The sequence below is a fragment of the Pseudoflavonifractor sp. BSD2780061688st1 E11 genome (assembly GCF_005844125.1).
GTDB classification, from domain to species: domain Bacteria; phylum Bacillota; class Clostridia; order Lachnospirales; family Lachnospiraceae; genus Sellimonas; species Sellimonas catena.
Map to the genome: position 1 here is coordinate 59,836 of NZ_SPHM01000017.1, position 10,418 is coordinate 70,253.

Consider the following 10,418-nt stretch of genomic DNA (forward strand, 5'->3'; position numbering starts at 1 on the left):
ACTATGAAATCATTAGTAATCGCAGAAAAGCCATCTGTGGCAAGAGACATTGCCAGGGTGCTGAAATGTAAGAAAAACGGACAGGGAACCATCGAGGGAGAACGGTATATTGTCACCTGGGGGCTTGGCCATCTTGTGACACTTGCTGATCCGGAAGAATATAAGCCGGAATGGAAAGAGTGGAAGATGGATGTGCTTCCGATGATGCCGAAGACATGGAAGCTTTCCGTGATCCGCCAGACAGCAAAGCAGTACAATGCGGTAAAGAGCCAGATACACAGAAAGGATGTCGGAGAGATCATTATTGCCACGGACGCAGGAAGGGAAGGAGAGCTGGTGGCAAGATGGATTCTTGAAAAGGCAGGAAATCAGAAACCGGTGAAGCGGCTCTGGATTTCCTCCGTGACGGACCGGGCCATCCGGGAAGGATTTGGACGTCTCCGTGACGGAAGAGACTATCAGAATCTCTATGATGCTGCCCGGTCCCGCGCAAAGGCGGACTGGCTTGTAGGAATCAATGCGACCCGGGCGCTGACATGCAAATATAACGCAAAGCTGACCTGCGGGCGGGTGCAGACACCGACCCTTGCGCTGATCGCAAACAGGGAGGATGAGATTCGTTCTTTCCGGCCGAAGCCGTATTATGGACTGAAAGTTTATGCGGACGGGATCTGCTTTACCTGGCAGGATGGAAAGTCCGGCAGTACGAGATCCTTTGATCCGGAGCGGATCCGTCGGATTTCCGAAGAGATCCGGGGAGAACGGCTGGTGCTGGACAGCGTGGAGAAAAAATCCAGAAAGACGTATGCACCGGGACTTTATGATCTGACGGAGCTTCAAAGAGAGGCGAACCGTCGTTTCGGATATTCTGCCAAAGAGACTCTCAATATTATGCAGAGATTATATGAACATCACAAAGTGCTGACCTATCCGCGGACAGACTCCAGATATCTGAGTTCAGACATCGTACCGACCTTAAAAGAACGGATCGAGGCATGCCAGACCGGGCCGTACCGGGCGCTGGCACGTGCTCTTCATGGAAAGCAGTTTACAGCGGACAAGCGGTTTGTGGATGACAGCAAAGTCAGTGACCATCACGCGATTATCCCGACAGAACAGTACGTGGATCTGACTCATATGACTTCGGAGGAGCGTAAGATCTATGATCTTGTCGTACGCAGATTTCTGGCGGTGCTCTATCCGCCGGCTGAATTTGAGCAGATCAGCGTCAAGGCATCGGTCAAAGGAGAACACTTTGCGGCAAAAGGCGAGACGATCCGGGAAGCCGGATGGAGAGCCGTATATGACAGTGATATCGAAGAAGAAGACGAAGATGACAGTCTGAAAAATCAGATTCTGCCGGAACTGAAGAAAGGGCAGAGCCTGCCTGTCAAAAAGCTGGAAGTGACGGAAGGAAAGACAAAACCTCCGGCACACTATACCGAGGCAACTCTTCTTACCTCCATGGAAAAAGGCGGGCTTGGAACCGTTGCCACAAGGGCGGATATCATTGAAAAGCTGTTCAATACTTTTTATATGGAGAAAAAAGGGAACGATCTTCTGATTACCTCCAAGGGCCGTCAGCTTCTGGAACTTGTTCCGTCAGATCTGAAAAAGCCGGAGCTGACAGCCAGATGGGAGAAGGAACTGCAGAAAATTTCGGACGGCAGGCAAAAAGAGAAGACGTTCATGAAAGAGATTGAGCAGTATACCAACAATGTGATGCAGGACATCCGTACAAGCGAAGCGACCTTCCGGCATGACAATCTGACAAACCGGAAATGTCCGCGGTGCGGAAAACGGATGCTGGCAGTCAATGGAAAGAACAGTAAACTGCTCGTCTGCCAGGACAGGGAGTGCGGATATCGTGAGACGGTTTCGCGGACAACCAATGCCAGATGTCCGGTCTGCCATAAACGGATGGAGCTTGTCGGAAAAGGAGAGGACCAGACTTTTGTCTGTGCCTGCGGCCATAAAGAAAAGATGGCGGCCTTTGAGGCAAGAAGAAAGCGGGAAGGAAAAGATGTCAGCAGACAGGATGTCAGACGTTACATGAAACAGCAGCAAAAAGAAGCAGAGCAGCCGCTGAACAACGCGTTTGCGGAAGCTCTGGCAAAGATGAAGATAGAATAAACCGAACAGGAACGGACGTTTCAGTAAGTACCGAACTCGTCCAGATAGAGGTCGATCTTTTTGAGCTTGCGCTCGATGGATCGGCCTTTGCATTTCCTGCTGATGGTATTTAAAAGCACCTCTGTCAGAAACTGGGCGGCACTTAGAGAATTAAAGAAAGAAGTGCTGTTGACCGGAATGGTAAACAGAATGTCGGCATATTCACTTAACAGGGCGCTTGGCTTGTCGGTAAAGAGAATCACTTTTGCGCCTGCGGATTTAGCAAGTTTCAGGGCCAGTTCGTCTATGGAGGAGTAGCGCGGGAAACTGAAAACGATCACGCAGTCGTCGGACGAAATGTCCGCCATCAGGTCAAAAGGACTGACCGATGCGGAGGCGGTATGGATGACGTGATCGGTCATGTGGTGAAGATACAGATTCAGATAGACGCCAAGACAGGCATTCCCGCGGGAAGCAACAATGTATTTCCGGCCGGAAGCAAGAATCAGATCCGCAGCTGCATCCAGCGTCTCCGGACGGTTGGAGGCAAGGGCCTGCTCCAGATTGCCTAATGTATTCTGATATTCATTTGCAAGAATATCGGACGGAAGATCAAGCCGGGAAAGGGCGGCGGCACGGTCGGAAGGGACAGGGAGCCGGTCCGAGATCCGGAAGAGATCACCGTGGTATTCTTTCCGCAGCGCGTTTTGAAAATCGGTGTAGCCGGAAAAGCCAAGAGCCCGGCAGAACCGGATCACAGAAGGCTCACTGATGCCAAGTTTTTCCGCCAGCTTGGTGGAACTCATAAAACAGACCTCTACTGCATGGTCTAATACGAATGATGCAAGGGCCGACTGCACCCGCGTTAATTTTTGGTTTTGAATGAAATTCTGGATTGCTTTCATAGAGATCCTCTTTTCTGTTTGATATAGCTTGATTTAATCACAAATATCTGCAAAAGGCAAGCCTGAGGCAGAAATATGCAATAATTTAAAAATTAACAATTATTGCAAATGCAATTCCGATGTTGTATCATGAATTTAGAGAAATGTAGAAAACGATACAAAGAGAATCGAAAAATTAGGCGATTCTACAAAATGAAATGAAGGAGGGCAAACGATGAAAATCGGATGTGTGAAGGAAATCAAGAACAGAGAGTACCGTGTAGGACTTATTCCGGACAATGCAAAAAGCTATGTAAACGCAGGACATGAAGTATGGATTGAAAAAGGAGCAGGACTTGGATCCGGTTTTACGGATGCGGAATATGAAAAAGCCGGAGCAAAGCTTGTAGATACAGCAAAAGAAGTATGGGACGGCGTGGATATGATGGTTAAGGTCAAAGAGCCTCTTCCGGAAGAGTACGGCTATTTCAGAAAAGATCTCGTTTTATTCACCTATCTCCATCTGGCGGCAGACAAACCACTGACTGATGCGATGCTTGCATCCGGCATGAAAGGATTTGCCTATGAGACCCTGATCGAACGGGACGGAAGTATTCCGCTTCTGGCGCCGATGAGCCAGATTGCCGGAAGACTCAGCATCCAGGAGGGAGCAAAGTACCTGGAAAAGACATTCGGAGGATCCGGAGTTCTTTTATCCGGTGTTCCTGGAACACCAAAGGCCAATATCGTCATTATCGGAGGCGGATCCGTGGGAACCAACGCCTGCAAGATTGCGGTCGGAATGGGCGCCAATGTGACGATTCTTGATATCAGCCTTCCAAGACTTGCGTACCTGGATGATATTTTCGGCGCAAGGATCCAGACACTGGTAAGCACGGACACCAATATTGAAAATGCAGTCAAGGAAGCGGATCTCGTGATCGGAAGCGTACTGATCCCGGGAAAAGCGGCGCCGAAGCTGATGAAGAAAGCCTACTTAAAAGAGATGAAGCCGGGCAGCGTGATTGTGGACGTTGCGGTAGACCAGGGCGGATGCTGCGAAACGACGAAGGTTACATACCATGACGATCCGATCTATGAAGTGGACGGAATCATCCATTACTGTGTCGGAAATATGCCGGGAGCGGTACCGAGAACATCTACCATCGCTCTGACCAATGCAACACTGCGCTATGGACTTGCCATTGCGGAGCACGGACTGGAAGAAGCGTGCAGGAAGAATCCTGTCATGATCTCCGGCGTCAATACCTATGATGGAAAACTGACCTGTAAAAATGTGGCAGAAAGCTTCCAGATGGAATATACTGATCTGCAAAGTCTTCTGTAAAAGGAAATATTAAAAAAGAATGAATGCCGGCTTTCGGACCTTCAGAATATCTTCAGTTTCTAAAGAATATCTTTCGTTGAAGAGATATGAGGACAGTGCTAAAATTACCTCATACCAGAACGAAGGAGGGATATTTATGAAAAGAACTCTGGGAACGAAGGCCGGTTTTGGGATTGGAGCATTACTGGATAAACTGCACAGACACCTTTATCAGGATCCGAACGGGCGTGATCAGGATGAAATAGATATGATTATTGTGACAGGGGACGGCGTTATCGTGAACGATTCCTACTATAATAAAGAGCAGATTAAAGAACTGGTTCAGGAAGCCCTGGATACAAAAGGACGAAAAAGAAGAGTCCGAATTGAAAGGACAGGAGTGCTCTCATGCTGGATTCCTGAAGTCGGGAAAGCGGTACAGAGAAGCGACGGATCCATTGAGATCGGCGGCATAGAGATTCAGAAAAGATCCTGGCTTCATCACGAAATAGAAAAGCTGTTTGCGGAGGAATGTCCGGCGTAAGATAGAAAGAAAAAGAGCTCTGAAAAATGTTAATAATTTTTCGGAGCTCGTTTTTTGTGTCCTTTTATAACCGTTTTTCGAAGTTTCCTTCCACCGAGCAGCCTTCGGTAAAGATCATAAAGGCGTTCGGGTCAATGCTATGGACAATCCGGCGGATCTGGTTCACTTCGTACTTGGAAATCATGACGAAGAGAATATAGGATGTTTCGTTCGTGTAGGCACCGGCCCCCTCCCAGTTGGTGACGCCGCGGCCCGTCTCTTCCATGATCGCCTTGGAAATCCCAAGCTTTTTCGTGAAGATCATGACGCTCATATTGATGTTCTGGATATGGATCCGGTCACATGCTACGGAAGAAATGACTCCGTAGATCAGGGAATAGATCACGGTTTCCAGATTGAACATCAGAAGACAGATCCCGTACACAAAGACATTGATAATAGTTGCCATCTTGCCGACACTGAAATTGCGAAACTTCTTTGTAAAATAAAGGCCAAGGATGTCCTGGCCGCCGCCGGAACTGCCGCCGCGCAGTACCAGCCCGGTTCCAAATCCGGCCACCAGACCTCCGATGACACAGGAAGTCAGACGGTCATCGATGAGAGAGCGTTCCGGAACCGGGATAAAAGTAAGGGCTGCGGTTTCTACAATGACGGTGACAACGGTACGGAAAAAGAATCCGCGTCCCATTTTGCTCCACGCCAGATACAGAAGAGGCAGGTTTACGATAAAATAAATGATACCTGCGATATCGGTCTGGCCGAAAGAAAGATGCAGAGCCGAAGTTAAAAAGGTACGAATCAACTGAGCAATTCCCATGAAACCGCCGTTGTACAAGTCAAGCGGTGTAATAAACAGATTGACACCGGCTGCGAAAAGCACCCCGCCGCATACGGAGTAAAGCAGGCCTGTGATCTGTTTTTTCTGATCTGATTTTACTGACATTTCTTTTCCCCTTCCTACTGATATAAAATCCACATTCCTTCTATAATAAAGAAATGGTTCAGTACATTTTGCACTCATTCTATCATTCTGTAATCGGAGTGGCAAGTATTGTTTGAAATATAACAATAAAATTCATGTAAAATTCTCGGATGGAAGAAAAATGATTTTACAATTTCTTCATATAAAAAACTAATTTTCCGTTTCTGGAATGAAAAATCAAGAAAGAGGGAAGATATTTTACATAGATTTAACCATTTATTTTTAACAGATTTAACATTCGTGCTTTATGATAGGCACTGTCGACAAGGAAACAAGAAAAAATGTAAAATATGAAATCAGGGAGAGAAAAAATATGAAATTCAGAAAAGTTACAGCAATTATTGGAGCAGCAGTTATGATGATGTCTCTTGCAGCATGCGGAAGCAGCAATGACGGAGGAAGCAGCGACGGCGGAGACGGCGGATCTTCTTCAGGCGGAAGTATCAACGTTATTTCCCGTGAGGACGGTTCCGGAACAAGAGGAGCCTTTGTAGAACTCTTCGGTGTAGAAGAAGAAGTAGACGGAGAGAAAGTTGACAATACAACAACAGATGCAACAGTAACAAACAATACATCTGTAATGCTTTCTACAGTAGCACAGGATCCAAACGCAATCGGCTATGTTTCTCTTGGATCTCTGAGCGATGATGTAAAAGCAGTGAAGATCGACGGAGCAGAAGCTACAGCAGAAAACATTGAAAATGGTACTTACAAAGTATCCCGTCCGTTCAACATTGTAACAAAAGACGGTCTCAGTGATGTGGCACAGGATTTCATCAACTTCATCATGAGTACACAGGGACAGGAAGTGGTTGCTGATGAAGGATATATTCCGGTAGATACAACGACAGAGTACACAGCTTCCGGATTAAGCGGAACAGTTACAGTATCCGGATCTTCTTCCGTATCTCCGGTAATGGAAAAACTTTCTGAAGCATATCAGGAACTGAATGCAGATGTTAAAGTTGAACTTCAGACAAGTGACTCTACAACAGGTGTATCCAATGCGGTAGAAGGAATCAGCGATATCGGTATGGCATCCCGTGAACTGAAAGATTCTGAAACATCTCAGGGTGTAACAGCAACAGTTATCGCAACAGATGGTATCGCAGTCATCGTAAGCAACGACAACAGCGTAGATGAGCTTACAACAGATCAGGTAAAACAGATTTTCACAGGTGAAATCACTTCTTGGGATGAGGTAACAGAGTAATTATGAAAGATTGGAAGGAAAAAGGCATGCAGGGAGTATTCTTCCTTGCTGCCTGTGCTTCCGTTTTAGCGGTAGCACTGATTTGTATTTTCTTGTTCGCAAATGGTATCCCGGCCATGTCAGAGATCGGAATCTTTGATTTCCTGCTTGGGGAAGAGTGGAGACCGAGCAATAATATTTACGGCATTCTTCCGATGATCATGGGAAGTATTTATGTAACAGCGGGAGCCATCGTGATTGGTGTGCCGATTGGTATTTTTACATCCGTATTTATGGCACATTACTGTCCGAAAAAGATTTATCCGTTTTTAAAATCAGCGACAGAGCTTCTGGCAGGAATTCCGTCTGTTGTATACGGTTTCTTTGGTCTGGTTGTGATCGTACCGATGATCAGAAATTATACTGCAGCACAGGGAATAGGCGGAAACGGACAGACGATGCTGACAGCATCCATTATTCTTGGAATTATGATTCTGCCGACCATCATCGGGGTTACAGAATCCGCGATGAGAAGTGTGCCGGATCAGTATTATGAGGGATCTCTCGCGCTTGGAGCAACAAAGGAGAGAACGATCTTCCGTATCGTAATCCCGGCTGCCAAATCCGGTGTGATCGCCGGTATTGTCCTCGGTATCGGACGTGCGATCGGTGAGACGATGGCGGTTATCATGGTAGCAGGAAACCAGCCGAGAATGCCGCAGGGTATTCTGGAAGGTGTGCGTACAATGACAACAAACATCGTAATGGAGATGGGATATGCAGCAGATCTTCACAGAGAAGCACTGATTGCGACAGCAGTTGTGCTGTTTGTATTCATTCTCATCATTAACGCATGTGTATCATTATTGAACAGGAGGAGCGAAAATGACTAAAGGCAGAAAAATAGAAAGTATCATATTGCGGGTACTGATTTATGCAGCAGCCGCGGTCACATTTGCAGTACTTTTGTTCCTCCTTGCGTATATTCTGATCAACGGAGTTCCGAATCTGAAGCCGTCACTGTTTTCACTGGAATATAATACGGAAAATGCATCTTTGATGCCGGCCCTGATCAATACTGTCATCATGACGTTGCTGTCACTGGTGATCGCGATTCCGTTTGGAATCTTTTCCGCGATTTTCCTGGTGGAATATGCGAAAAAAGGAAACAGGTTTGTCGGAATCATCCGTCTGACAACCGAGACATTACAGGGAATTCCATCCATCGTATACGGACTTTTCGGTATGCTGTTTTTCGTTACGGCTCTCGGATGGGGATATTCCATTCTGGCAGGTGCGTTCACCATGTCCATCATGATCCTGCCTCTGATTATGAGAACGACAGAGGAAGCATTAAAAGCAGTACCTGATACATACAGGGAAGGAAGCTTTGGACTTGGAGCGGGAAAGCTCCGTACAATTTTCAGAATTGTACTTCCGGCAGCAGTTCCGGGAATCATGGCAGGAGTGATCCTGGCAATCGGAAGAATTATGGGAGAAACTGCGGCGCTCATGTACACGGCAGGAACGGTACCGGATATTGCGGCAACACCGATGTCTTCCGGACGTACGCTGGCTGTTCACATGTACAACCTGTCAAGTGAAGGTCTTTACATGGATCAGGCATACGCGACGGCAGTTATCTTATTGGTAGTGGTAGTAGCAATGAATGCATTATCTGCATTTGCGGCCAGAAAACTTACAAAGGGGACACGGTAATGGGTAAAATAGATATTAAAGATATGGACTTGTTTTACGGTTCTTTCCAGGCGCTGAAAAACGTCAACCTGGAAATTGAGCCGAATAAGATTACAGCGTTCATCGGACCTAGTGGATGTGGAAAATCCACACTTCTGAAGTCCTTGAACAGAATGAACGACCTGGTAGAAGGATGCCGGATTGATGGTAAAATCCTTCTGGACGGACAGGATATTTACGCAAAATCAATGGATGTCAACACACTTCGGAAGCGTGTCGGAATGGTATTCCAGAAACCGAACCCGTTCCCGATGAGCATCTATGACAATGTGGCTTACGGACCGCGTACACACGGAATCCGTTCCAAAGCAAAACTCGATGAGATTGTAGAGCGTTCTTTAAGAAACGCGGCAATCTGGGATGAAGTAAAAGACAGACTGAAAAAAAGCGCCCTTGGCATGTCCGGAGGACAGCAGCAGAGACTTTGTATCGCAAGAGCGCTGGCAGTAGAACCGGAAGTGCTTCTGATGGATGAACCGACCTCCGCGCTGGACCCGATTTCTACTTCCAAGATTGAAGACCTTGCAGCAGATCTGAAAAAAGATTATACTATTGTTATGGTAACACATAACATGCAGCAGGCAGTACGAATTTCCGATAATACAGCATTTTTCCTGCTTGGAGAAATGATTGAGTACAATAATACGGAAAAATTATTCTCTATACCATCAGATAAGAGAACAGAAGATTATATCACAGGGAGGTTCGGCTAAATATGAGAAACAAATTCGATATGCAGCTTGACTCATTAAAAGAGCAGCTCACAACAATGGGCGAGCTCTGCGAGGTCGCAATCACAAAAGCGACAGAAGCGATTCTGGAAGGAAAAGAAGAGCAGGCAAGAGAAGTCATTCAGGCTGACGAGGAGATCGACCAGGCGGAAAAAGACATTGAGAGACTTTGTCTGAGACTGCTCCTTCAGCAGCAGCCGGTGGCGAAGGATCTACGCCAGATTTCAGCGGCTCTGAAGATGATTACGGATATGGAACGTATCGGAGATCAGGCTTCCGATATCGCAGAGATTCTGCTTTCCACAGATTTGAAAGTGGAAAAAAACAATAAAGACATTGGCGTGATGGCACAGGCAGCGGCTAAAATGGTCAGAGAAAGTGTTCGTGCATACGTAGAACAGAATATGATGCTGGCCAAAAAGGTTATGACCGCGGATGATGAAGTAGACAGACTTTTTGACAAGATCAGACAGGAAATCATCGATTATATTGCCAAAGAAGGCGGCGATGGAGGCGAAGCAGCAGTAGATCTCATCATGGTTGCAAAATATCTGGAAAGAATCGGAGACCATGCAACCAATATTGCAGAATGGGTAGAGTTTTCCATCACCGGAAATCACCGCATTGCCACAGAAGTTCATGAAAACAGAAATTCAGGAGAAACGAAATGATTTTTTGTGTAGAAGACGACAGGAATATTAGAGAACTGGTAGTATACACATTATCAAGTACAGGCATGGAAGCGGAAGGATTTGAAGACGGCGAAGTGTTTTTTAAAGCTTTGGCAGAACGGCTGCCAGAGCTTATTTTACTTTATAGGAAATTGCGTTTTTGGAGCAGTCAAAAAAAGAACGCATGTTCATCGAACATATGTTAGATAAACATGCG

Annotated in this window: 11 protein-coding genes; 9 read left to right on the forward strand and 2 right to left on the reverse strand. The window is 46.4% G+C overall.

Going from position 1 to position 10,418, the window contains the following annotated elements; genetic code table 11:
- Positions 1-3 precede the first annotated feature (3 nt).
- Positions 4-2,133 (forward strand): DNA topoisomerase III, encoded by a 2,130-nt coding sequence (locus FGQ85_RS09520; RefSeq protein WP_087167704.1) that lies wholly within the window; start codon positions 4-6, stop codon positions 2,131-2,133.
- A 20-nt stretch (positions 2,134-2,153) separates the two neighbouring features.
- On the opposite strand, the gene FGQ85_RS09525 is transcribed toward FGQ85_RS09520, so the two are convergent.
- Positions 2,154-3,017, reverse strand: coding sequence for a MurR/RpiR family transcriptional regulator (locus tag FGQ85_RS09525; protein ID WP_087167703.1), 864 nt, complete (start codon positions 3,015-3,017; stop codon positions 2,154-2,156).
- A 214-nt stretch (positions 3,018-3,231) separates the two neighbouring features.
- Here FGQ85_RS09525 and ald point away from each other — a divergent pair, with 214 nt between their 5' ends.
- Both ald and FGQ85_RS09535 read left to right on the forward strand, forming a co-directional pair.
- On the forward strand, positions 3,232-4,344 hold the full coding sequence (ald, locus tag FGQ85_RS09530; protein ID WP_087167702.1) for an alanine dehydrogenase: 1,113 nt from the start codon (positions 3,232-3,234) through the stop codon (positions 4,342-4,344).
- A gap of 136 nt (positions 4,345-4,480) precedes the next feature.
- The gene (locus tag FGQ85_RS09535; protein WP_138373326.1) at positions 4,481-4,867 is read left to right on the forward strand and encodes a hypothetical protein; all 387 of its coding nucleotides are present in this window, start codon (positions 4,481-4,483) and stop codon (positions 4,865-4,867) included.
- Between the two features lie 64 nt (positions 4,868-4,931).
- Here the strand turns inward: FGQ85_RS09535 and FGQ85_RS09540 are convergent, their stop codons facing one another.
- Entirely contained in the window at positions 4,932-5,810 is an 879-nt protein-coding gene (locus FGQ85_RS09540; protein ID WP_138373327.1) for a YitT family protein, read from the reverse strand.
- A 352-nt stretch (positions 5,811-6,162) separates the two neighbouring features.
- Between FGQ85_RS09540 and FGQ85_RS09545 the strand changes: the two genes are divergently transcribed.
- Genes FGQ85_RS09545 through FGQ85_RS09570 form a run of 6 tightly spaced genes read left to right on the forward strand, consistent with a single transcriptional unit; the run spans position 6,163 to position 10,407 of the window.
- On the forward strand, positions 6,163-7,062 hold the full coding sequence (locus FGQ85_RS09545) for a substrate-binding domain-containing protein (RefSeq protein ID WP_138373328.1): 900 nt from the start codon (positions 6,163-6,165) through the stop codon (positions 7,060-7,062).
- 2 nt (positions 7,063-7,064) lie between these two features.
- The gene (pstC, locus tag FGQ85_RS09550; RefSeq protein WP_087167699.1) at positions 7,065-7,934 is read left to right on the forward strand and encodes a phosphate ABC transporter permease subunit PstC; all 870 of its coding nucleotides are present in this window, start codon (positions 7,065-7,067) and stop codon (positions 7,932-7,934) included.
- Entirely contained in the window at positions 7,927-8,760 is an 834-nt protein-coding gene (gene pstA, locus FGQ85_RS09555) for a phosphate ABC transporter permease PstA (protein WP_087167698.1), read from the forward strand. Before pstC ends, pstA begins: the two co-directional genes overlap by 8 nt.
- Complete coding sequence (gene pstB / locus FGQ85_RS09560) at positions 8,760-9,512, forward strand: phosphate ABC transporter ATP-binding protein PstB (RefSeq protein WP_087167697.1); 753 nt, start codon at positions 8,760-8,762, stop codon at positions 9,510-9,512. Before pstA ends, pstB begins: the two co-directional genes overlap by 1 nt.
- Before the next feature lie 2 nt (positions 9,513-9,514).
- Complete coding sequence (phoU, locus tag FGQ85_RS09565; RefSeq protein ID WP_087167696.1) at positions 9,515-10,201, forward strand: phosphate signaling complex protein PhoU; 687 nt, start codon at positions 9,515-9,517, stop codon at positions 10,199-10,201.
- On the forward strand, positions 10,198-10,407 hold the full coding sequence (locus FGQ85_RS09570) for a response regulator (RefSeq protein ID WP_347563084.1): 210 nt from the start codon (positions 10,198-10,200) through the stop codon (positions 10,405-10,407). The genes phoU and FGQ85_RS09570 overlap by 4 nt, the downstream gene beginning before the upstream one ends.
- The last annotated feature ends 11 nt before the right edge of the window (positions 10,408-10,418 follow it).